Here is a 21,062-nt window from a genome sequence, read left to right as displayed (position 1 = left end):
CATCGATGAGTACGATTACCGCCGAACGCGCACCGTCGCGCAACCGCAGCTGGTTTGCCGAGCCGAAACACTGGGCCGGGCAGGCCGGGCTGTGGACGTTCACCGCCGCGCTGATCGCCGTTCACCAGGGCAAGGTGCTGACGCTCGCGTTTCCGGTGCTGGCCATCGCGGTCGGTATCTGGCTGTATTTCAAGAGCCCGGCGCGCTACGTCGGCTTCATGTGGTGGGTGTGGTTCCTGAGCCCGGAAGTGCGGCGTCTCGCCGACTGGTCGAAGGGCGCGTTCACGCCGACAAGCCTGATCCAGGTCGCGCCGCTCGCGGTGACGATGATCGCCGGCTTCGGGCTGATCCGGCATTACCGCGTGCTCGCGCAGCGGCGCGGGATACCCGTGCTGTTGATGCTGTTCGGGCTCATGTACGCGTACCTCGTCGGGATCGTGTCGAGCGGCGTGATGGCCGCGACCTACGACCTTGCGAACTGGGTGTACCCGGTGCTGATCGGTTTTCACATCATGGTCAACGCGCGCGATTATCCCGAGTACCGCGACGTGCTGCTGTCCACGTTCATGTGGGGCATGCTCGTGATGGGCGTGTACGGGGTCGTGCAGTACTTCGTGATGCCGCAGTGGGACGTGCTGTGGATGATCGGGTCGGACATGGGTTCGCAGGGCGAGCCGGTGCCCTATGGCGTGCGCGTGTTCAGCACGATGAACTCGTCGGGGCCGTTCGCGTTCGCGATGATGGGCGCGCTGGTGTTCGTGCTCGCGGCGCCGCAGAAGATCCGCTGGGTCGCGGGGGCGGCCGGCTTCGTGTCGTTCGCGCTGTGTCTGGTGCGCTCGACGTGGGGCGGCTGGGTGATCGCGCTTGCGATCCAGCTCGCGCAGTCGAACAACCGCGTGCGGATGCGGATCCTCATCAGCGGCGTCGTGCTGGTCGGCCTGTGCGTGCCGCTCCTGACCGTCGGGCCGGTGGCCGACCGTCTCGGCCAGCGTCTCCAGTCGATCACGAACCTGAAGGACGACCGCAGCTACGACGACCGCAACAAGTTCTACGCGACCTTCGCGCAGACGGCGTTCACCGACGTCGCCGGCGAAGGGATGGGCGCGACGGGCGCATCCACGAAGCTGTCGAGCGACAGCGGCGAGCTCGGCAAGTACGGCAGCTTCGACAGCGGCGTGATGAACGTGCCGTTCGTGCTCGGCTGGCCCGGCACGCTGCTGTATCTCGCCGGGGTCGTGATGCTGTTCGGCCGCACGCTGCGCGCGGCGTTCAAGCTGCGCAAGGACAAGTTCGTCGGCGCCTGCCTGAGCCTGTGCCTGTCGACGTTCGCGATGCTCGTGTTCACGAACTCGCTGATCGGCACGGGCGGCCTGCTGATGTTCACAGCCATTTTTTCGATTCTTTCCGCGGCGCACTGGCAAAAGGCGCAACGCCTGCTGGCCGCCGCGCGTTCACGGGGAGGCGAGCATTGAGAATCGCGATCGTCACGCATGTCGTGCGACATAACGACGGGCAGGGCCGCGTCAATTACGAAATCGCGCGCGCGGCGCTGGCCGAGCACTACGAGGTCACGCTGGTCGCATCGCACGTCGCACCCGAGCTGCTGGCCGACCCGCGCGTGCACTGGGTGCCCGTGAAGGTCGGCGGCTTCTGGCCGTCGAATCTCGTCAAGCAGCAGGTGTTCGCGCTGAAGAGCGCGTGGTGGCTGCGCGCGCACCGCGGCGACTACGACGTGCTGCACGTGAACGGCTTCATTTCGTGGATCAAGGCCGACGTGAATACCGCGCACTTCGTGCACGGCGGCTGGTTCAAGAGCCCGTACTACCCGTTCGGGCCCACGAAGGGGCTGTGGTCGGCTTACCAGTACGTCTACACGCGCGTGAACACCGTGCTCGAGCGCTGGGCGTACCGGCGTTCGCGCGCGATCACCGCCGTGTCGCAGAAAGTGGCCGACGAGATCGCCGCGCTCGGCATCGACAGCCGCAAGATCAGTGTGATCTACAACGGCGTCGACGGCAGCGCGTTCGCGGGCGCGCAAGCCGACCGCGCGGCGTTCAAGCTGCCGGACGACGCGTTCCTGCTGCTGTTCGTCGGCGACCTGCGCACGCCGCGCAAGAACCTCGGCACCGTGCTGAAGGCGCTGACGAAGCTGCCGGCGAACGTCCATCTCGCGGTGGCCGGGTATCTGCCCGGCAGCCCGTATCCGGACGAGGCGCGCGCGCTCGGCATCGATTCGCGCGTGCATTTCCTCGGCCTGGTGAAGAACATGCCGACGCTGATGCGCTCGGTCGACGCGTATGTATTTCCGTCGCGCTACGAAGCGATGAGCCTGTCGCTGCTGGAGGCGATGGCGGCCGGGCTGCCGGTCGTCACCGCGCGCACGGCGGGCGGCGCGGAAATCATCACGCGCGAATGCGGGATCGTGCTGGAGGATCCGGACGATCCGGCCGCGCTCGCGCAGGCGATCGGCTCGCTCGCGGCATCGCGCGACACCTGCCGCGCGATGGGCGACGCGGCCCGCGAACTGATGACCCGTTTCGGCTGGGCGCACATGGGCGCCCAGTACATCGCGCTTTATCGGCGCATCGGAGAACCATCGCAGCCGGTGGCGTTCGAGCACGTCGAAGATGCGGTCACGCAGGAGCAATCGTGTTGACGTCATCCGCCGCCTCACGGCGGCGGATTCCCACACCTGGCGATGCACGTCCGCATCGGAGAATGTTCAGCGCAGCGTTGGTATCGCGATCATGCACAACACCACAGTCACTGCAGGCCCACTCCCTTATTCGCAGTCCCGCGATACCTTTCGGCCGCGTCGTGCTGTCTTTCGACCCGCACGCCGAACAGGACTGGGTAGAACCGCTTTCGTCCACTTCCTCGAACGTGGCCCCGTGCGCTATCGCCTTGTAACGGAGCTTGCTGCGGAAGGACGACCAGGACGCGTCGTAGACGCTCTTCGCCATCCTGGTTCTGGCGAGTTTCGCGGCCGACACGTTGCCGACCGCGATGTAGTCGAAGCGCCGAACCAGATCGAGCGCGAGCTTGTGCTGGAAATCGGCGCGGGCATTCGCCACCTTGGCATGCAGTTTCGCGATATGCCGCTTATGCTTTCGTGCCCGTTGCGCTTTCGCCAGCTTTTCCGCCGCTCGGCGTCCGAACTGGTCGTTGGGCAGCTTCTCTCCAGTCGAAAGTGTTGCGAAGTCTTTCAGACCGAGATCGATGCCGACACCGGAACGGATCGGGCGCGCTTGAACATCGGGCATTTCGATCGCGATGTTGAGAAACCAGTTGCCGCGCGCATCCTGCGCAAAGTTGGTCCCATCCTTGATCTTGCCTTCGGGAAGCGGGCGACTATTGAATACGCGGAAAGTATTGCCGGCAAAGCGAAATGCATCACCTTCGCGCTTCAGGTCACGTCCCTTCAACGGCACCCAGCCAAGCGATTTCCTGCCGCGATAGCGCAAGTAAGGGCGACGGCACTGATTACGCGACTTCGCGTATCTCTCGCACGTTGCGTTGACCGTGCCGGAATGGATGCCGAGTTCCTTGCTGCTGCCGGCCGTCAGCACGTTCAGATCGAAACCCGTCGGCCACTTCTTGCGCCATCTGAGCGCGTGCTTTTGCGTGTCGTTGCAGAAGTTCCAGACGTAGTTCACCGCACGGCTCTGTTTGTTCAAGAGTCCGTTGAGCGACTTCACCCGGTAGCGGTAGACAAGGATCATGCCGGCCATCCTAACTCGTGGAAGAAGCTGCCTGTCAAGAGCGCACCTTTCCTCTTCGCCATGCGTCCCGAAGGAAGTTCCCTCGCGGGACATGGCGAGGTTTTTCGGAGCAACTAATGAATCAATCTTCCCGGCCGATCAAATCGTTGCAGATCGGTATGCACTGGTTCCCCGAACGCGCGGGCGGCCTTGACCGGATGTATTACTCGCTCGTCGGCGCGCTACCGGGCGCTGGCGTCGAGGTGCGCGGGCTCGTCGCGGGCTCGCCGAAGGTCGCCGACGACACGGGCGGCGCGATCCAGGGCTTCGGTCCCGCATCGGAACCGCTCGCGCGCCGGATGCTCGCCGCGCGGCGCGCGCTGCGCGAGGAGATCCGCAGCGAGCGGCCGGACGTGATTTCGTCGCACTTCGCGCTGTACACGTTCCCGGGTCTCGATGTGACGCGCGGGATTCCGCAGGTGTCGCACTTCCAGGGGCCGTGGGCCGACGAAAGCCAGGTCGAGGGCGCCGCTTCCCTCGGGCAGCGCGCGAAGCGCTATCTCGAACAGGCCGTCTATACGCGTTCGTCGCGGCTGATCGTGCTGTCGCAGGCGTTCGGCCAGATCCTGACGAACCGCTACGGGATCGAGCCGTCGCGCGTGCGCGTGATTCCCGGCTGCGTCGATACCGCACAGTTCGACACGCCGCTCACGCCCGTCGAGGCGCGACACAAGCTGCAGCTGCCGCAGGACCGGCCGATCGTGCTGGCCGTGCGCCGGCTCGTGCGGCGCATGGGGCTGGAGGATCTGATCGACGCGATCGGCCTCATCAAGCACCGTCAACCGGACGTGCTGCTGCTGATCGCCGGCAAGGGCAAGATCGGCGAGGAACTGCAGCAGCGCATCGATGGGGCGGGGTTGCAGGACAACGTGAAGCTGCTCGGCTTCGTGCCCGACCATCATCTCGCGGCGCTGTACCGCGCGGCGACGGTCAGCGTCGTGCCGACGGTCGCGCTCGAGGGGTTCGGGCTGATTACCGTCGAATCGCTCGCGTCCGGCACACCCGTGCTGGTCACGCCGGTCGGCGGGCTGCCGGAGGCGGTCGCGGGGCTGTCCGACGATCTCGTGCTGCCGTCGACCGGCGCGGACGCGATCGCGGAAGGGCTCGGCGCCGCACTGTCGGGCGCGATCACGCTGCCCGACGAGTTCGCGTGCAAGCGCTACGCGCGCGATCATTTCGATAACGCGGTGATCGCGCGGCGCGTCGCCAGCGTGTACGAAGAGGCGATCCAGACGGCGGGCTGAACCCCGGCGGCACGCAACCGGCGTGCCGAAACGAAGGTCGAACCGGTGCGCGTGCGCGGCCGGTTCGTGCGCCGGCCGCCCGAAGCGGGCGGGCCGGCTTTCCCCATGATGCGATTCGCATCACCGGCACGCGTCACGCGCGCCTGAGCGTCGCGGCCCATACGCCGAGCGCGGCAACGCTCACGACCGCGCCGAGCGCACACACACCCGTCCATCCGGCGCGCGCATACATCATCGTCGACGCAATCGCACCCAGCCCGCTCCCGGCCGAGTAGAACAGCATGTAGCAGCCGACGAGGCGCGCATGCGCATCGGGCCGCGCACCGAGAATCATGCTCTGGTTGACGACGTGGACGGCCTGCCCGCCGATGTCGAGCAGCACGATGCCGACGATCAGCAGTGCAATCGACGTAGTACCGAACGCGAGCGGCAGCCACGAGAGCGCGAGCAGCGCGAGCGCGGCGCCGGTCGTCGTTTCGCCGCGCCCGCGATCCGCGAGCCGGCCCGCACGCGTGGCCGCCGCCGCGCCCAGCGCGCCGACCAGGCCGAACGCGCCGATCTGCGTATGCGACATCGAATGCGGCGGCGCGCTCAGCGGCAGCACGAGCGCGCTCCAGAAGATGCTGAACGCCGCGAACATCAGCAGTGCGATCGCGCCGCGTACGCGCAGCACGCGTTCATCGCGCAGCAGCGACACCATCGAGCGCAGCAACGCCGCGTAGCCGATGCGTTCGCGCGGCCCGTTCGTGTCGGGCAACAGCCGTGACAGCACGACGAGCATGGCGATCGCGAGCGCGCCCGACACGAGATAGACCGCGCGCCAGCCGGCTACGTCGGTGACGACGCCCGCCAGCGAGCGCGCGGCCAGCAGCCCGATCACGACGCCGCCCTGCGCGGCGCCCACCACACGCCCGCGTTCGCCGGCGCCCGCGAGTGCGGCCGAACACGCGATCAGCCCTTGCGTCATCGCGGTGCCGAGCAGGCCGACCGCGACCATTCCCGCCAGCAGCGCGATGCGCGTCGACGCCGCGGCCACGCCGATGCAAGCCGCCGTCAGCAGCAGAAGCTGCACGGTGATCAGGCGCTTGCGGTTCAGCAGGTCGCCGAGCGGCACGACGAACAGCAGCGCGAGCGCACAGCCGAGCTGCGTCGCGGTGATGACGCCGCCGACGGACGCTTGCGACACGCCGAAATCCCGCGCGATCGAATCGAGCAGTGGCTGCGCGTAGTAGACGTTCGCGACGCTCGCCGCGCAGCAGACGGCCAGCAGCGCGACGCTGGCCGCGGACAGGCGGCCGCCGTCGGCCGGATGCGCCGCGTTCGATGCGTTCGACGCCACGGTACTTGAATGACAGGAAGACTCCACGGGTTTCCTCACGCAATGTAGTTGCAATTTGAAACTAGTGTGAGTGTAGGAAAAGTAGTTTTAAAATGCAACGTGTTGTGCGGCGGGCGACGGACCCGCGCACGGATGGCCGGCGCTGCCGCGAAGGCGGCCGGCACGATTGCGGAGAGGAACATGGCCAGGCAGAAAAGTCTTGCGGATTCGCCGTGCCCGGTGGCGCGGGCGACCGATATCGTCGGCGATCGCTGGGCGTTGCTGATCGTGCGCGATGCGTTCGACGGCGTGCGCCGGTTCGGCGATTTCCGCGCGAGCCTCGGCGTCGCGAGCAACATCCTGTCCGACCGGCTCAGGATGCTGGTGGACGCCGGCGTGTTCGACGTCGTGCCGGCGTCGGACGGCACCGCGTATCAGGAGTACGCGCTGACCAAAAAGGGCGAGGGGTTGTTTCCGGTCATCGTGATGCTGCGGCAGTGGGGCGAGGCGAACCTGTTCGCACGCGGCGAGCCGCATTCGGTGCTGGTCGATCGCCACACGGGGCGGGCGATCCGCAAGCTCGCGCTGCGGCACGACGACGGGCGGCCCGTGAAGGCGGCCGAGACGATCGTGCGGAAGCTCGACGACGAAGCAGGCGCGACGCGGCGGTGAGCGTCATGCGCGGCCGTCGCACCGTCGGATAGACTGTCGCGATCGTCGTCGACCGGAGCCGAATCACCATGACCCATCCGCTGGATTCCGCCGGCTATCGGCTGCTGCTCGACCTGCAGTGCCGTATCCACGACCACGGCGAGCGCGAGGGAGCCGAGGACGGGTATGACCATACGGATCCGGCGGAACCGTTGTGGCAGACCGATTTCAACCATGTCGTCGTCGCGCCGATGCGGGCCGGGCTGCATGTCCGGTACTTCGGCGACGCGTGGGAGGAGCCGTTCGACTGGACACTGCAATGTCTTGCGGAACGGGACGTCGCGGATCTCGTGACCGATCTGGCGTTCAGCGGCCCGGACGAAGGGGCGAACGGCACGCGCGAATGGGATTTCGGTCCGCTGCTCGATTCGGACGCGCGCTTCCCGATGCTGCGTTCGCTGTACGTGAAGCCGACCGAGCCGGCCGATCACAACGTGTCGATGATCGTTCGCCGGGACCTCATCATGGAGGAGGGCGGCGAGATTGCCCGCTTCGCTGCGAAGGCGCCGTTTCTCACCGAGCTGACGGTGCCGAATGCACCCGATGCGCACTTCTTCGAGGTACCGCTGCCGCATCTGAACCGGCTGCGCATTGGCGGCGGATACGACACGCAGCAGTTCATCGATCGTCTTGCCGGCAGCGACAACCTGCTGTCGCTCGGCTGGCTCGATTTTTCCGAATCGACGGAGCTGCACTCGACGTGGAAGCACAAGCGCGATGCCGGCAGCGTGACGTCGTTCGATGCCTACGAGCGTTTGCTGAAGAGTAACGCCGGCCAGCGGCTCCACACGCTGGCGTTGAGGAATACCTGTCTCGATCGCGAACAACTCGAAGCGCTGCAGGCACTGCATCCGCGGCTTCAGTTCATGGTGATCCAGGCCGGCAGTGGCGGCTACGTGAGTCATTTCAAGGGCAACGTCTTTCCGTGGCGTCACCTGATCCAGCGCGACCCCGGCGACGCGTGACCGCAATGAACGCACCAGGTCAATCCGTAGCCGGCAGCGCCTGACTCGCGGGCGATGCGCCGCGATGCGCATCGGGCCGGACCAGTGTCGCAAGCAGCGCGGCCGTGACCAGCAGCGCGACCGACACGGCCGTTTCGATCCGCAACCCGTCCACGACCTGCCACGCGCCGCCGCCACCGGCGAGCGCGCCGAACGCCGCCACGCCCATCGCGCCGCCGGCCTGCCGCGCGGTATTCAGCACGGCCGACGCGATGCCGGCCCGCTCGGGTGCGACCGACGCGAGCACGGCCGTCGTCATCGCCGGCACCGCGAAACCCATGCCCGACGGAATCAGCAGGAACGGCACGAGCAGGAAGGCCAGCGGCGTCGACGCGTCGACGAAATGCAGCGACCCGTAACCGAGCGCGGCGACGAGCGCACCCGCCAGCATCGGCACGCGCGGGCCGTGACGTGCAACGATCCGGCCGCTCGCGAGATTCGACAGCAGGAAGCCGCCCGTCAGCGGCAGGAACGCGAGGCCCGCCTGCAACGCCGATTCGCCGCGTGCGCGCTGCAGGTAGAGCGCGAGCACGAACACGGTGCCGTAGTACGTGAGGTTCACGCAGATCCCGAACAGCACGGCCGCGCTGAACGTGCGATGGCGGAACAGCGACAGCGGCAGCATCGGCGTGGCCGTACGCGACTCGACCGCGACGAACGCGAGCGCGGCGAGCGCCGCCAGCGCGAAACCGCCGGCGACGACCGGATGCGTGAAGCCGAGCGGCCGCCATTCGATCACGGCGCCGGTCAGCGCGGTCAGCATCGCGATCGCGATGAGCTGGCCGCGCAGGTCGAGCGCGCGGGTGGACCGGGACGGTGCGGCTGGCGCCTCAGTCGCCGCTGTTGCGCGGCGCGAGGGCACCCACGCGAACGCGGCCGCGAGCCCCGCCGCGCATAACGGCAGGTTCACGAGAAAGATGCCGCGCCAACCCCACGCCGCGATCAGCAGGCCGCCGACGACCGGGCCGGCCGCGATCGAGATCGAGCCGGCCGCCGTCCACCAGCCGACGGCGCGCGCGCGCAGGTGCGGGTCGTGCCGGCACGCGTCGTTGAGCAGCGCGAGCGAATTGGGCAGCATCGCCGCGGCGCCGACGCCCTGCAGCGCGCGGGCCGCGATCAGCATCGCGGGCGCACTCGCGGCGCCGCACGCGAGCGATGCGAGCGCGAACAGCACGAGGCCCGCGACATACAGGCGGCGCGCGCCGAAGCGGTCGCCGAGCGCGCCGCCCGACAGCATCAGCACCGCGAACGCGAGCGTGTACGCATCGACGACCCACTGCAGGCCGGCGACCGGCAGGTGCAGGTCGGCGGCGAGATGCGCGAGCGCGATGTTGACGATCGTCACGTCGAGCTGCGTCACGACGAAACCGATGCTGACGGTCGCGACGACACGAGCGAGCGCGGGCGGGAAGGCGGGGGAGGGTGTGGTCGTGTTCATGAGCCCATCGTAGGACGCGGCGGGCGGGCGATGTTTCAGCGGGACGTGAAGCGTCGATACGCGCGATGCGATGGGGCCGGGCTGCGAGTGTGCAGAAGCCAGCAACGTGAAAGACGAAGGCTACGACAGGACCGATGCGGGTGCAGTCTGCACGAACCGTACCGCTATGTGCGTCGACGCGTATTCCGCGGGACGGATTCGCTCAGTGGCGCTCGCCGCGCCAGCGTCCCGGTGCGACGCCGAAGCGTTTCGTGAACGCATGCGTGAACGTGCTCTGATCCGCGAAGCCGACCATGCCCGCGATGTCGACGAGCGGATGCCGGCCGTCGGCGAGCAGCACGATCGCTGCGTCGAGCCGCAGCCGCTGCAGGTAGCGATGCGGCGTTTCGCCGAATGCGTCGACGAACAGTTGATGAAACCGGCGCATCCCGTAGCCGCAGTGCGCGGCGAGATCGGCGATGCGCAGCGGCTCGGCGAGCCGTGCGCGCAGCCAGCGGTCGATGCGCGCGAAATCCAGGCCCGACTCGAGACCCGACAGCGGCGCGGCGATGCCGGCGTCGTCGAGCAGCGCGCCGCACAGGCGCGCGGCGGCCTGCCACTGGAAACGGTGCGCGGCGGCCTGTCGTGCGTCGCCGGCCGGCGCATCGAGTTGCGCGGCGGCCGCTGCGACCTGCGCGACGAGCGACGTCAGGGCCGGATCGATCGACACGGCACGCGCGCGGTCGAACAGCCGCTGCGGCACCGCGAGCGACGCGGCGGGCAGGTCGATCACGAGCTGGCGATTGTCGCCGAGGCCCGCGTAGTCGTGGCGCGCGCCGGCCGGAATCAGCCAGGCCGCGTGCCGGTCGATGCGCTGGCCGATACCGTCCACCGCCATCACCATCGCGCCATCGACGCCGAGCACGACCTGATGGAAGTCGTGCACGTCCGACGCTTCGCACGTGTCGTAGCGGCGCAGCGCGATGGCGGGGGAGGCGATGCGTTCCATCGAACGGAAACCGGCCGGTTGCGTCGTCAGATGGCGAGCAGTTCGACTTCGAACACGAGCGTCGCATTCGGCGGAATCACGCCGCCTGCGCCGCGCGGGCCATAGGCGAGTTGCGGCGGGATCGTCAGGCGACGCACGCCGCCGACCTTCATGCCCTGCACGCCTTCGTCCCAGCCCTTGATGACCATGCCGCCGCCGAGCACAAACGCGAACGGGTCGTTACGGTCCTTGCTCGAATCGAATTTCTGACCGTCGGTCAGCCAGCCCGTGTAGTGGACGCTGACGGTCTGGCCGGCTTGCGCGACATCGCCGGTGCCTTCGGTCAGGTCTTCGTATTTGAGGCCCGATTCGGTCGTGGTGACAGACATGACTTCTCCTGAAAGAGGTTTCGTAAAACCGCTATTGTAGGCGAGCGCGCAGCGGGCCGTCGCACGTGGCGATTGCCCCGCCGCCGGCGTGTCGCGGACGGTCGCGGGCCGCGGCGCCCGCGATGGCCCGAAGCGCAAATGGAACGCGCGTTTGAATTTTTTCGGGGCTGTGCGACCGAGGTTGCACCACGCGAGTGCGCCGCGTGTATGAATCGGTGCTACCGGGGCGGCCGGCGGCGTGCCGCATGTCGCCTCTGGATGCCGCGAAACGCCCGCCGTGCCTGGCTTTCGCGGCGGTGGCGGGGCGCCGTGCCGACCGCCGCACATCGCTCGCCAGCCGTCGCGCGCGTTCGAATCGCGACGCGTCCGGCCGCCGTTCGAGCGCCGTTTTTTCCACCGTTTCGACCGTGCCCTGTTTGGAAGCGCGCATCTACCGCGCGGCTTGCGCGCGCCGGCGCGGGCGGCCTATCTTTACATCTGTCGATGTCAAGATTTTGGCGGTGCGCGACGCGCCGCCGGGGCCCGCGCCGGCCGCGTCGGATGACGCGCCGGGCCGCTCCGGAACAAGGAGAACGATCAACATGAAGTCAGCCGCTTCCGCCACCGCAGCCGGGATCATGCCGGTGCGCCGCGACCTGCGCTTCGACCTGCCGGTCGAACGCGCGAAGGACTGGCATGGCCTCGGGTCGCATGTGACCCATTTCTTCAACGCGCTGTCGCTGCTGTTTCCGGCCGGCGAGCGCTTCTTCATGGATTCGGTGCGCAATTACCGCGACCGGATCGACGATCCCGTGCTGAAGCAGCAGGTGCTCGGCTTCATCGGCCAGGAAGCGATGCATACGCGCGAGCACGTCGAATACAACGAGCTGATGCAGGCGAACCACCTGCCCGCGCGCAAGCTCGACAAGCGCGTGTGGGCGGTGCTCGGCTTCATGAAGCGCAAGCTGCCGCATTCGGTGCAGCTCGCGCATACGGTCGCGGCGGAGCACTACACGGCGATGCTCGCCGACTGGCTGCTGCGCGACCCGACGCGCCTCGAAGGCTCGGTCGAAGGCTACCGCCAGATGTGGATCTGGCACGCGCTCGAGGAAACCGGGCACAAGGCCGTGTCGTTCGACGTCTGGAATGCCGCGATGAAGCCGGGGCTGCGCCGTTACCTGATCCGCATCGGCGTGTATCTGCTGACGACGCTGACGTTCTGGCCCACCGTGTTCCTGATGCACGTGACGCTGCTGTGGCGCGATCGCGGGGCCGGGCATCACGTGCGCGGCATGCTCCGGATGCTCGCGTTCCTGTACGGGCCGCGCCGCGGGCTGTTTCCGCGCATCGCGGGCGAATGGCTGAGCTTTTTCCGGCCGGGCTTCCATCCGTGGGATCACGACAACCGCCACCATCTCGCGCGGGTCGACGCGCTCGCCGCCACGTATGGCGAACACGACGGCACGCCGGCCGGCCGCGGCCGCGCGAACGTACCGGTGCCGCTCGCGTCGGGCCGGTGACGCATCCGCCGCGCCGCGATGCGCGGTGCCGGATCGCGCCTGTTGCGTTCGTGCATCAACTGACTTCCTCTGACGATTGACCGAAGTCAATCGGAACCGGTAGCGCGGGTATACGCCTGCCCGTTCGACCGGCCGCGCGGGCGCTCCCCGGCGCATCGCTTTTGCGTCCGCCGGATCGCATGCGCGCGCCGCGCGCCAGCACCGGCGCGGCTTTGCGGGCAGGTTGCCCGTCTTTCCCGAGTTCGTGCCGCGCCCGCCACCGGGATAACACCCATCTAGCCGCACGCCTGCCGTATCGATATACCGTTCATGACAGTGTCCACCCCGGCGCGATTCATGCGCAGGGGGATTTTATTCGGACGGAAATGCGGCCAATATGTCGGTTCTATCGAGGCCGTCGCACGCGGCGGCGAGCCGATGCGCGATACCAACGCCAAGCGGGGAACAACGATGGTTGCAAGGTCACCCGACGCAAACGGGCACGCGGCGCCCGAGCTGACGCACGTGTCCGTCACCGCTCCCGAAGCCGGACGCAAGCTGTTCGTGATCATGCGTTCGCCCGACGAGCCGTTGCTTGCGCAACTGCGCGAGCTTGGCTGGGAGATTGCGGTCGCGAAGACCGCCGGCGCCGCGCAGAACATGACTTCCGGCGTGAGCGTGGCCGCCGGGCTGGTCGATTTCACCGGGTTCACGTCGCGCGAATATCCGGCGCTGAAGGCGTGCCTGAGCCAGCCGGCGATCGGCTGGATCTCCATCGCGCAGGCCGGCATCACGATCACGCCCGCCGTGCGTGAGCTGATCCGCAGCTATTGTTTCGATTACGTGACGCTGCCGCTGCCCTACGAATGGATTTCGCATGTGCTCGGCCATGCGCGCGGGATGGCCGCGCTCGATCGTGTCGACGGCGCGGCCTATGCGGCGTCGATCGGCGAACACGGGATGATCGGCAACTGCGAGGCGATGCAGCAGCTGTTCAGCACGATCCGCAAGGTCGCGAAGACCGACGCCAGCGTGTTCATCTCGGGCGAGTCGGGCACCGGCAAGGAACTGACGTCGCTCGCGATTCACGAGCGTTCCAGCCGCGGCAAGGGGCCGTTCGTCGCGATCAATTGCGGCGCGATTCCGCATCACCTGCTGCAGTCGGAACTGTTCGGCTACGAGCGCGGTGCGTTCACCGGCGCGAACCAGCGGCGCGCGGGCCGGATCGAGTCGGCGAACGGCGGCACGCTGTTTCTCGACGAAATCGGCGACATGCCGGTCGAAAGCCAGGCGAGCCTGCTGCGCTTCCTGCAGGAAGGGAAGATCGAGCGGCTCGGCGGGCAGGAATCGATCGCGGTCGACGTGCGGATCATTTCCGCGACGCACGTGGATCTCGACGGCGCGGTCGAGGCCGGGCGCTTTCGCGCGGATCTGTATCACCGCCTGTGCGTGCTGCGCATCCACGAGCCGCCGCTGCGTGCGCGCGGCAAGGACATCGACATCCTCGCGCACTACGTGCTGCAGAAATACAAGGCCGACAGCGGCCGCAAGATCAGCGGTTTCACGTCGGCCGCGCTCGACGCGATGCGGCGCTATGAATGGCCCGGCAATGTGCGCGAGCTGATCAACCGCGTGCGGCGCGCGATCGTGATGGCCGAGAGCCGGCTGCTGACACCGCACGATCTCGGGCTCGACACGCCCGGCGAAACCGAACCCGTGACGCTCGAACAGGCGAGGGCGCTCGCCGAGCGCACCGCGATCGAAAACGCGCTGCTGCGCAACGATCACCGCATCAACAAGGCCGCCGCCGAACTCGGTATCTCACGCGTGACGCTCTACCGGATGATGATCGAGCACGGGCTCAACGATCACGACAACAACGGCGACAACGGCGGGCATGACGGCGCGCCGTCCGGCGACACGGGGCATCAGCGGGTCGGCTGAGCGGCGCGCGATGCGCGCGTGAACCGGTTCAGCGATAGGTCCAGAGCCGGTGCAGCACGAACGTGACGGGCGGCACGCACAGCACGACCGCAACGACGCTCCATGCGCGCGCAAGCCTGAGCGTCTCGGTGCCGTGCGCGAGCAGCATCGTCACGACGAGGCCGGCCAGCGCGACGGCCAGAAAGCGCACGAAGTTGCCCCACGTCACGGGCGACGAAAAACTCCACAGCGTGTTGGCGAGATACGAGAACGTGGTCGAGCAGGCGAACGCCGTCGCGTTCGCGATCACGGGCGTCGCGTCGAACAGCGCGAACATCGCGGCCGCGATCAGCGCATGCAGCGCGGTCGAGCCGAGGCCCGACACGCCGAAGCGGATCAGTCTGGTGCGTTCGGCGACATAGGCGGTGCGGATCATCGAGGTCGGTCTTGCGGGCAGTGTGGTGTCGCGGGGCGCGGGTCGGTGTCGCAGTATAGCCGTGCGATCGGCCGCCCCGGCACGCGCCATTCCCTCTCGCGGACGACCTGCGTCCCCCGCGCTGCCGACCGCATGTAAAGCGCATGAAACATTTCGTCTGGGCAGCCGGGCGAATTTGCGCGGCGAATCGGGCCGATCGGCCGGACGCCCGTCGGTAAAAATTCCGTGGTCCATTGTTCAGCCTTATCCGGCAAGGCTTGGCCGCCACGCGGCCGACGCACGCCGCGCATCGCATGTTTCAGTTTCGCAACCTCCGGCATTCCGCACCCGTTCCGGCTGCCTATCGGACCGGCCAACCCCTTGTCCGGACAGGCTCGCGCGAAGCTGGCCCGCTCCTTGCAAATGTGGGCATGCGAAAGTCGACAACGCGAGGTCTGTCCGGTCCGGCAGCGAACCCTGCCAATACCGGCCAGGATGCAGTCCGCGGGGATGCGGCGGCGGAACGCGGCGCAGCAGCTGCGTTCCGGCGAGCACGGACCGTCGTCGCCTGATCGTCGGAGCACCGGCATCGTCCGGTTGCCGGTACAACATCAGACTGAAAACGGGGTAGAAAAATGATCGATCATCACACGCCGCTGCCGGCAGGCCGCGATCGCAGTGATTCGGCGCATCGCCGGTCGAACCTCGCTCTCGCAGCGGGCCGGCATGCATCGACAGGCCATCTCTCCGCGCCCGGTGCGAGGCGGATCCGGCTGATTGCCGGTCATCCGCGCCGGGTCGGCACTTTCCTGCACGCGAACCCGATTCGCAAGGGCATGTGCGTACGGGCGCCGATACCTCGACGCCCGGTCTTCGCCTACTGAACGAAGTCGCACGCCATCCGGATGCATGGCCCGTCGCTCCCGTGAGCGATCGATCTGCAATCCGAATGATGTATGAAACGTCGTGCAATGCACGCGGCGGATGAAGCATTCGATGCGACGGCGAACGGTGCAATGCCGTTGCCGTCCCGTGGTGAGGGGAGGGCGGTCGGACGCGCGCGACGGGTGGTGTGCCCGTACGCGCGCGACGCCGTTTCAGCCGCCGTAGATGTCGAAGTCGAAGTACTTCGACGCGAGCCGCTTGTAGGTGCCGTCCTTGACCATGTCGACGATCGCGCGGTCGATCTTCGCCTTCAGGTCCGTGTCCTCCTGGCGCAGCCCGATGCCGGCGCCGATGCCCAGCACCTTCTCGTCGACGAGTTCGGGTCCGACGAACGTGTAGTTCGCGCCGCGCGGCGATTTCAGGAACCCGATCGCCGCCTGCACTTCATCCTGAAGCGCCGCGTCGAGGCGGCCCGAGGTCAGGTCCGCATACACGCCGTCCTGGTTCTGGTACGACACGACGTTCGCACCTTGTTTGCCCCAGTACGCCTTCGCATACGTCTCCTGCGTCGTGCCCTGCTCGACGCCGATCGACTTGCCCTTCAGCGATTCGGCCGTCGGCAGCAGCGGCGAACCCTTCTTCACGACGAGCCGCGTCGGCTGGTTGTAGATCTTCGTCGTGAAGCCGATCTGCTGCGCGCGCTGCGGCGTGATCGACATCGACGACAGCACCGCGTCGAACTTCTTCGCCTTCAGCGCGGGAATCATCCCGTCGAAATCGTTCTCGAGCCACACGCACTTCGCCTTCAGGCGCGCGCAGATCTCGTTGCCGAGGTCGATGTCGAAACCGACGAGCTTGCCGTCGGGCGCCTTCGACTCGAACGGCGCGTAGCTGGCATCGGTGCCGAAGCGGATCGTGCTCCAGTCCTTCGCGACGGCGGGGCCTGCGGATACCGCGAGCAGGGCGATCGAAACAGCGGCAATCAGTCTCTTCATGTGCGTTCCTTGGCGGGGGGCTTCCGGTTTCTGTACGACACGGTTCCACGGACACGCACCGCGTCTGCACGCGGGGTCCGCACGGCCATTAACGCAGAAAATAAAATAAGAGTCCAGAATGGACAAAAAATATCGTTTTGTTGGATGCGCGGGGCGGCCACCGCTGGACGGTCGGCGGGTGTCGACCCTTGCAAAAATACGAAAATGGACTAATCTTGTTAGTAGATTCATTTCGAGACTAACGATCATGTCACAGCCCGCCTACGAATCGCATTCCGCCCCGCCGCAGGCTTCGGTCGCGCAGATGTCGGCGGCCGGCCTGCGTGCGTTTTTCAACATCGCGCGCGACTGGGAGCTGACGATCGACGAGCAGATCGTGCTGCTCGGGTCGCCCGGCCGTTCGACGTTCTTCAAGTGGAAGGCCACGCCGGCATCGGCGCGCCTGCCGCGCGATACGCTCGAGCGGCTATCGCTGCTGCTCGGCATCTACAAGGCGCTGCAGATCCTGTTGCCGCAGCCGGCCGCCGCCGATGCATGGGTCAAGCGGCCCAACGACGCGGCGCCGTTCGGCGGCAAGCGCGCACTCGACCGGATGCTGGCCGGCAACGTCGGCGATCTGGTCGCGGTCCGGCAATATCTCGACGCGATGCGAGGTGGCTGGGCGTGACGATGCCGATCGAATCACAACAATGGCCCACGACCGCAGTCGACTGGGCCCCAGCCTATCGCGTGATCCCCACCCGTTTTCCGGCGATCAACCTGTTCGACCGCGTTGCGTCATCGGACGATTTCGACGCGCTTTACGCGCTCGAATCGCTGACCAACGACCGCATCCGCAACGAAGTCGGCACGCTTGATCTCGTGCCGCCCGCCGAGCGCCGCTACGGGCTGGGCTGGGGGCCGATCATGGCCGCGTTCACGCACCTGAATCCGCAGGGCAGCCGCTTTTCCGACGGCAGCTACGGCGTGTTCTACTGCGCCCGCTCGCGCGATACGGCGATCGCCGAAACGCGCTATCACAGCGCGCTGTTCATGGCGGCGACCAGGGAGCCGCCGATGCGCCAGCAGATGCGGCTCTACACGGTGTTCGCGCAGGGCGCCGTGGCCGACGTGCGCACGTGGCCGCAGCGCGATCCGGCGTTGCTGCATCCGCTCGATTACAGCGCGGGGCAGGCGCTCGGCCGCGCGGTGCGCAATGCCGGCGGCGCGGGGATCGTCTATCCGTCGGTGCGCGATCCGAGCGGGGAGTGCCTGGCGGCGTTCCGCACCGCGCTGCTGCGCGACTGCCATCACGCGGCCTATCTCGAATACAACTGGAACGGCACGGCCGTCGACGCGGTGTTCGAGCTGAGCCAGGTCGGTTAGGTCGCGCGCGTCCGTCCGCATGCCGTTGCCGGCGCGAGGGGGTGAAGGTTTGAAGGCGTTACGGCAGCGGCCAGTCGCCCGCGTGGCGTTCGCGCGCTTCGGCCTGCGTCATCGACCACGTGCTGCCGGTGCGCGGTTCGGCAAGCGTGAGCCGCCCGGACGGCGCGAACGCGCCCGTGTCGATGAACCATTGCGCGCCGATCCGCTGCGGCGTGCGCACCGGCGTATGCCCGGTGCAGGTCAGCGACAGCCCGGCCTGCCGCGCGGGATCGGCGAGCCCCTGGACGAGATCGCGGCCCCAGATCAGCCGCTCGCGCACGTCGTGCGAATAGCTGCCGGTGTCGAGCTCGGCGTCCGAGCCGAAGAATTCCGCATGCAGTACGTTGAAGCGCCCGGGGCCGTCGCCGATCACGCGCACCAGCGGCAGCGCGTCGACGCGCGCCGCATGCGCGTGCAGCCGTTCCGGCGGCAGGTCGGCGCCCCAGTCGCCACCGATCCCGCGCCATGCTTCGGGCGACAGCTTGCCGCGCGACACGAGGCTCATGACTTCCTCGTGATTGCCGCGCACGACGTGGCACCACGGGCGGTCGAGCAGGTCGAGCGTGGTTTCGGATGCGGGGCCGCGGTCGACGAGATCGCCGACCGAGAACAGGCGGTCGCGCGCCGGATCGAAGCGGATGTCGTGCAGCAGCGCGCGCAGCACGTCCACGCAGCCGTGCAGATCGCCAACGACGAAGTCGCGGCCGGCCGTGTTCGCGGGATGGCGGCAGAGGGGGGCGGTGGCAGTCATCCCCTTATCTTAGGCGCTCGCGCCCATCGCCACGTCACGATGGAATGGCGATAATCGGGGGCGGTACCCGCCGGTGCGGCGCAGCGGGCCTCGCGCGCGCCGGCCGAACCCTTTCCATCCGCTTTCGGAATTTCACGATGACGTTTTATCCGCAGGTATTACGCAACCGGCCGCGCATGGTCGCGGCGTTCGTCGCGGGCTTGCTGTGCGCGGTGCTGCTGCCGCTTCCGCTGCGTCCGACCGTGCGTGCGCTGATCGGCTGGGATTGCGCGATCTGGCTGTATCTCGCGCTGATGTGGGTGCGCATGGTCACCGCGCACCATCACAAGGTGCGCGAAATCGCGATCCGCGAGGACGAAAACGCCACCACCGTGCTGACGGTCGTGTGCCTCGCGACGGTCGCGAGCGTGGCCGCGATCGCGATCGAGCTGGCGACGGCCAAGGGCGTCGGGTTTCGCGCGGGGCTCGGCCATTACGCGGTAACCGGCGCGACGCTGTTCGGCGCATGGTTCCTGATCCCGACGATCTTCACGCTGCACTACGCGCGGCTCTACTACGGCTCGCCGAGCAGCGACCGCGCGCTGCGCTTTCCGGACCAGCACCCCGAACCCGATTACTGGGATTTCCTGTATTTCGCGTTCACGCTCGCAGTCGCATCGCAGACGGCCGACGTGTCGCTGACGAACCGTTCCGCGCGGCGTTCGGTGCTCGCGCAGTCGATCCTGTCGTTCTACTTCAACATGGCCGTGCTCGGGTTGTCGATCAACGTCGCGGCGGGATTGCTGAGTTGACGCCGGTTACTTGAGCAGTTCGTACGGGCCGCCGCGTTCCAGCGCCCGCTGGTACGCGGGCCGTGCGTGGATCGCGTCGAGAAAGCGCGCGATCGCGGGATGCCGGCTGCTGCCCCCGCGCGCGGTCGCGGCTTCGAGCGGAAAGCTCATCTGGATGTCGGCGGCGCTGAAGCCGTTGCCGACGAACCAGCCGGTGCGGCTCAACGTGTCGTCGATATAACCGAGATGCAGCGCGATCTGCGGATCGACGAAACCCGACTGCAGCGTCGCGGCGATCTTGCGCGCGATCGGCCGCGCGAAGAACGGCATCGGCGCATGCGCGATCCGCAGCGCGACGAGCTTGAGCAGCAGCGGCGGCATCGCCGACCCTTCCGCGTAGTGCAGCCAGTACGTGTAGTCGTGCCGCTCCGGCGTGCCGGGCGGCGGCGCGAGGCGACCGTTGCCGTAGCGTTCGACCAGGTACTCGATGATCGCGCCCGATTCGGCGAACGTGCGGCCGTCGTCGGTGACGACGGGCGACTTGCCGAGCGGATGGATCGCGCGCAGTGCGGGCGGCGCGAGCATCGTTTTCGGATCGCGCTCGTAGCGCACGATCTCGTACGGCACATCCAGTTCTTCGAGCAGCCAGAGCACGCGCTGCGAGCGCGAGTTGTTCAGGTGATGGACGGTGAGCATGTCGAGGCCGGAAGGGGGGCGGGAACGACATCATACCTAGCGCGCATCGCGTGCACGCGAATCACATGGCGAGCCGCTTCGAACCGTTATGCGCGCCGCACCGCAATCCACGCGCCCCAGAACAGGCTCGCGAAAAACCGCAGCGGCGCATCGAAGCCCGCATCGCGCAGCAGGCCGAAAACGGCTTCCTCGGACCCCGGCGGATCGGCGCCCTGCAGGATCTTCGCGAGTTGCGCGCGCACGGCGTCGGGCGTGGCGCCCTTCATACGCCAGCGCTGCTGCCATGCGTCGAGCAGGCGCGGGTGCTCCGCGTAGCGGCGATGGTTGCCGGCGAGCACGAGCGGGGCGCCGGGCTTCAGGCGCCGCGCGATCGCGTGCAGCAGCGCGGCCTTCGCATCGTCGCCCGGGACATGGTGCAGCACGCCGATCAGCGTCGCGCCGTCGAACGCGGGTGCGTCGGGCAGCGCATCGACGCCGTCGTCGACGAACGTCGTGCGCGCGCCGAAGCCGGCAGCTTCGACGTTCGAGCGCGCGAGCGCGAGCATTGGCGCGGACGGGTCGACGGCGGTGAATCGCCAGCCTGGCTCGAGCGCGGCCGACACGCAGATCTCCTGCCCGGTGCCGCCCGCACCCGCGACGAGGATCCGCGCATCGGCGGCGCCGATCGCCGACGCGAGCATGCACGCGGTGAGTTCATGGCACGCATCGTAGCCGGCGAGTGCGATGCGGGATTGCTCGGCGTATTCGTGCGCGCGTGCCGGATCGAATTTCGCGGCGCTGGCGGGAAGCGACATGGCGGGGTCCTCGGGTCGGGGGCGGACGACGTGTCCGCGAGCATGGCGCAGAGCGTAAGTGCGTGCGGAGGGCGGAACAAGGCGAGCGATCATTCCGGTATGCCGACTACCCGACTCGG

At 67.7% G+C, this 21,062-nt stretch carries 20 protein-coding genes; 10 read left to right on the top strand and 10 right to left on the bottom strand.

All coding sequences use genetic code 11. The features are described 5' to 3' along the window. Positions 1 to 5 precede the first annotated feature (5 nt). A complete protein-coding gene (locus tag ACN22W_RS25800; RefSeq protein ID WP_419687564.1) occupies positions 6 to 1,472 on the top strand; it encodes an O-antigen ligase family protein in 1,467 nt (488 codons plus the stop codon). Continuing rightward, positions 1,469 to 2,656 carry a glycosyltransferase family 4 protein gene (locus tag ACN22W_RS25795; RefSeq protein ID WP_419687562.1) on the top strand — a complete coding sequence of 396 codons (1,188 nt, stop codon included), beginning with the start codon at positions 1,469 to 1,471 and terminating at the stop codon, positions 2,654 to 2,656. Before ACN22W_RS25800 ends, ACN22W_RS25795 begins: the two co-directional genes overlap by 4 nt. Here the strand turns inward: ACN22W_RS25795 and ACN22W_RS25790 are convergent. Beyond that, positions 2,634 to 3,722: an RNA-guided endonuclease InsQ/TnpB family protein gene (locus tag ACN22W_RS25790; protein WP_419689831.1), complete on the bottom strand. Its 1,089-nt coding sequence runs from the start codon at positions 3,720 to 3,722 to the stop codon at positions 2,634 to 2,636. The two genes, ACN22W_RS25795 and ACN22W_RS25790, sit on opposite strands and share 23 nt — an antisense overlap. Before the next feature lie 116 nt (positions 3,723 to 3,838). On the opposite strand from ACN22W_RS25790, the gene ACN22W_RS25785 reads away from it, so the two are divergent. After that, a complete protein-coding gene (locus tag ACN22W_RS25785; RefSeq protein ID WP_343490429.1) occupies positions 3,839 to 5,005 on the top strand; it encodes a glycosyltransferase family 4 protein in 1,167 nt (388 codons plus the stop codon). A gap of 133 nt (positions 5,006 to 5,138) precedes the next feature. Here the strand turns inward: ACN22W_RS25785 and ACN22W_RS25780 are convergent, their stop codons facing one another. Next, positions 5,139 to 6,371, bottom strand: coding sequence for an MFS transporter (locus ACN22W_RS25780; protein ID WP_419687560.1), 1,233 nt, complete (start codon positions 6,369 to 6,371; stop codon positions 5,139 to 5,141). Positions 6,372 to 6,524: 153 nt separating this feature from the next. Here ACN22W_RS25780 and ACN22W_RS25775 point away from each other — a divergent pair, with 153 nt between their 5' ends. Further along, a complete protein-coding gene (locus ACN22W_RS25775; protein WP_343490427.1) occupies positions 6,525 to 6,995 on the top strand; it encodes a helix-turn-helix domain-containing protein in 471 nt (156 codons plus the stop codon). 68 nt (positions 6,996 to 7,063) lie between these two features. Then, positions 7,064 to 7,999 (top strand): hypothetical protein, encoded by a 936-nt coding sequence (locus tag ACN22W_RS25770; RefSeq protein WP_419687558.1) that lies wholly within the window; start codon positions 7,064 to 7,066, stop codon positions 7,997 to 7,999. Positions 8,000 to 8,018: 19 nt separating this feature from the next. Here ACN22W_RS25770 and ACN22W_RS25765 read toward each other — a convergent pair whose 3' ends face one another. From ACN22W_RS25765 to ACN22W_RS25755, 3 genes are all read right to left on the bottom strand, one after another. After that, complete coding sequence (locus ACN22W_RS25765; RefSeq protein WP_419687557.1) at positions 8,019 to 9,476, bottom strand: MFS transporter; 1,458 nt, start codon at positions 9,474 to 9,476, stop codon at positions 8,019 to 8,021. A gap of 202 nt (positions 9,477 to 9,678) precedes the next feature. Then, positions 9,679 to 10,464: a helix-turn-helix transcriptional regulator gene (locus tag ACN22W_RS25760; RefSeq protein WP_193101020.1), complete on the bottom strand. Its 786-nt coding sequence runs from the start codon at positions 10,462 to 10,464 to the stop codon at positions 9,679 to 9,681. A 26-nt stretch (positions 10,465 to 10,490) separates the two neighbouring features. Beyond that, a complete protein-coding gene (locus ACN22W_RS25755; protein ID WP_048250201.1) occupies positions 10,491 to 10,832 on the bottom strand; it encodes an FKBP-type peptidyl-prolyl cis-trans isomerase in 342 nt (113 codons plus the stop codon). A gap of 581 nt (positions 10,833 to 11,413) precedes the next feature. Here ACN22W_RS25755 and ACN22W_RS25750 point away from each other — a divergent pair. Continuing rightward, on the top strand, positions 11,414 to 12,331 hold the full coding sequence (locus ACN22W_RS25750) for a metal-dependent hydrolase (RefSeq protein ID WP_419687554.1): 918 nt from the start codon (positions 11,414 to 11,416) through the stop codon (positions 12,329 to 12,331). 450 nt (positions 12,332 to 12,781) lie between these two features. Next, the gene (locus ACN22W_RS25745) at positions 12,782 to 14,254 is read left to right on the top strand and encodes a sigma-54 dependent transcriptional regulator (RefSeq protein ID WP_193101018.1); all 1,473 of its coding nucleotides are present in this window, start codon (positions 12,782 to 12,784) and stop codon (positions 14,252 to 14,254) included. Between the two features lie 28 nt (positions 14,255 to 14,282). Here the strand turns inward: ACN22W_RS25745 and ACN22W_RS25740 are convergent, their stop codons facing one another. Both ACN22W_RS25740 and ACN22W_RS25735 read right to left on the bottom strand, forming a co-directional pair. Further along, the gene (locus tag ACN22W_RS25740; protein ID WP_193101017.1) at positions 14,283 to 14,669 is read right to left on the bottom strand and encodes a GtrA family protein; all 387 of its coding nucleotides are present in this window, start codon (positions 14,667 to 14,669) and stop codon (positions 14,283 to 14,285) included. Positions 14,670 to 15,745: 1,076 nt separating this feature from the next. Continuing rightward, positions 15,746 to 16,528, bottom strand: coding sequence for an ABC transporter substrate-binding protein (locus ACN22W_RS25735; protein WP_048250204.1), 783 nt, complete (start codon positions 16,526 to 16,528; stop codon positions 15,746 to 15,748). Positions 16,529 to 16,775: 247 nt separating this feature from the next. Between ACN22W_RS25735 and ACN22W_RS25730 the strand changes: the two genes are divergently transcribed. Then, on the top strand, positions 16,776 to 17,195 hold the full coding sequence (locus ACN22W_RS25730; RefSeq protein ID WP_048250205.1) for an MbcA/ParS/Xre antitoxin family protein: 420 nt from the start codon (positions 16,776 to 16,778) through the stop codon (positions 17,193 to 17,195). A 2-nt stretch (positions 17,196 to 17,197) separates the two neighbouring features. Beyond that, positions 17,198 to 17,893, top strand: coding sequence for an RES family NAD+ phosphorylase (locus tag ACN22W_RS25725; RefSeq protein WP_419687551.1), 696 nt, complete (start codon positions 17,198 to 17,200; stop codon positions 17,891 to 17,893). A gap of 58 nt (positions 17,894 to 17,951) precedes the next feature. On the opposite strand, the gene ACN22W_RS25720 is transcribed toward ACN22W_RS25725, so the two are convergent. Beyond that, positions 17,952 to 18,683 (bottom strand): metallophosphoesterase, encoded by a 732-nt coding sequence (locus tag ACN22W_RS25720; RefSeq protein WP_419687550.1) that lies wholly within the window; start codon positions 18,681 to 18,683, stop codon positions 17,952 to 17,954. A gap of 137 nt (positions 18,684 to 18,820) precedes the next feature. Here ACN22W_RS25720 and ACN22W_RS25715 point away from each other — a divergent pair, with 137 nt between their 5' ends. After that, the gene (locus tag ACN22W_RS25715; RefSeq protein ID WP_419687548.1) at positions 18,821 to 19,474 is read left to right on the top strand and encodes a DUF1345 domain-containing protein; all 654 of its coding nucleotides are present in this window, start codon (positions 18,821 to 18,823) and stop codon (positions 19,472 to 19,474) included. A 6-nt stretch (positions 19,475 to 19,480) separates the two neighbouring features. On the opposite strand, the gene ACN22W_RS25710 is transcribed toward ACN22W_RS25715, so the two are convergent. Both ACN22W_RS25710 and ACN22W_RS25705 read right to left on the bottom strand, forming a co-directional pair. Further along, on the bottom strand, positions 19,481 to 20,149 hold the full coding sequence (locus ACN22W_RS25710; RefSeq protein WP_343490418.1) for a glutathione S-transferase: 669 nt from the start codon (positions 20,147 to 20,149) through the stop codon (positions 19,481 to 19,483). 86 nt (positions 20,150 to 20,235) lie between these two features. Then, positions 20,236 to 20,943, bottom strand: coding sequence for a class I SAM-dependent methyltransferase (locus ACN22W_RS25705; RefSeq protein ID WP_419687547.1), 708 nt, complete (start codon positions 20,941 to 20,943; stop codon positions 20,236 to 20,238). Between the last annotated feature and the right edge of the window lie 119 nt (positions 20,944 to 21,062).

The organism is Burkholderia theae, from assembly GCF_048565265.1.
In the GTDB taxonomy this organism is placed as follows: Bacteria; Pseudomonadota; Gammaproteobacteria; order Burkholderiales; family Burkholderiaceae; genus Burkholderia; species Burkholderia theae.
This window is presented reverse-complemented; position numbering and strand designations above follow the sequence as displayed.

What these genes read in the sequence shown, in the direction of transcription:
- ACN22W_RS25800 (WP_419687564.1), top strand. Translation starts at nt 6, where the DNA reads ATGAGTACGATTACCGCCGAACGCGCACCGTCGCGCAACCGCAGCTGG.
- ACN22W_RS25790 (WP_419689831.1), bottom strand. Translation starts at nt 3,722, where the DNA reads ATGATCCTTGTCTACCGCTACCGGGTGAAGTCGCTCAACGGACTCTTG.
- ACN22W_RS25785 (WP_343490429.1), top strand. Translation starts at nt 3,839, where the DNA reads ATGAATCAATCTTCCCGGCCGATCAAATCGTTGCAGATCGGTATGCAC.
- ACN22W_RS25775 (WP_343490427.1), top strand. Translation starts at nt 6,525, where the DNA reads ATGGCCAGGCAGAAAAGTCTTGCGGATTCGCCGTGCCCGGTGGCGCGG.
- ACN22W_RS25770 (WP_419687558.1), top strand. Translation starts at nt 7,064, where the DNA reads ATGACCCATCCGCTGGATTCCGCCGGCTATCGGCTGCTGCTCGACCTG.
- ACN22W_RS25765 (WP_419687557.1), bottom strand. Translation starts at nt 9,476, where the DNA reads ATGAACACGACCACACCCTCCCCCGCCTTCCCGCCCGCGCTCGCTCGT.
- ACN22W_RS25760 (WP_193101020.1), bottom strand. Translation starts at nt 10,464, where the DNA reads ATGGAACGCATCGCCTCCCCCGCCATCGCGCTGCGCCGCTACGACACG.
- ACN22W_RS25755 (WP_048250201.1), bottom strand. Translation starts at nt 10,832, where the DNA reads ATGTCTGTCACCACGACCGAATCGGGCCTCAAATACGAAGACCTGACC.
- ACN22W_RS25750 (WP_419687554.1), top strand. Translation starts at nt 11,414, where the DNA reads ATGAAGTCAGCCGCTTCCGCCACCGCAGCCGGGATCATGCCGGTGCGC.
- ACN22W_RS25745 (WP_193101018.1), top strand. Translation starts at nt 12,782, where the DNA reads ATGGTTGCAAGGTCACCCGACGCAAACGGGCACGCGGCGCCCGAGCTG.
- ACN22W_RS25740 (WP_193101017.1), bottom strand. Translation starts at nt 14,669, where the DNA reads ATGATCCGCACCGCCTATGTCGCCGAACGCACCAGACTGATCCGCTTC.
- ACN22W_RS25735 (WP_048250204.1), bottom strand. Translation starts at nt 16,528, where the DNA reads ATGAAGAGACTGATTGCCGCTGTTTCGATCGCCCTGCTCGCGGTATCC.
- ACN22W_RS25730 (WP_048250205.1), top strand. Translation starts at nt 16,776, where the DNA reads ATGTCACAGCCCGCCTACGAATCGCATTCCGCCCCGCCGCAGGCTTCG.
- ACN22W_RS25725 (WP_419687551.1), top strand. Translation starts at nt 17,198, where the DNA reads ATGCCGATCGAATCACAACAATGGCCCACGACCGCAGTCGACTGGGCC.
- ACN22W_RS25720 (WP_419687550.1), bottom strand. Translation starts at nt 18,683, where the DNA reads ATGACTGCCACCGCCCCCCTCTGCCGCCATCCCGCGAACACGGCCGGC.
- ACN22W_RS25715 (WP_419687548.1), top strand. Translation starts at nt 18,821, where the DNA reads ATGACGTTTTATCCGCAGGTATTACGCAACCGGCCGCGCATGGTCGCG.
- ACN22W_RS25710 (WP_343490418.1), bottom strand. Translation starts at nt 20,149, where the DNA reads ATGCTCACCGTCCATCACCTGAACAACTCGCGCTCGCAGCGCGTGCTC.
- ACN22W_RS25705 (WP_419687547.1), bottom strand. Translation starts at nt 20,943, where the DNA reads ATGTCGCTTCCCGCCAGCGCCGCGAAATTCGATCCGGCACGCGCGCAC.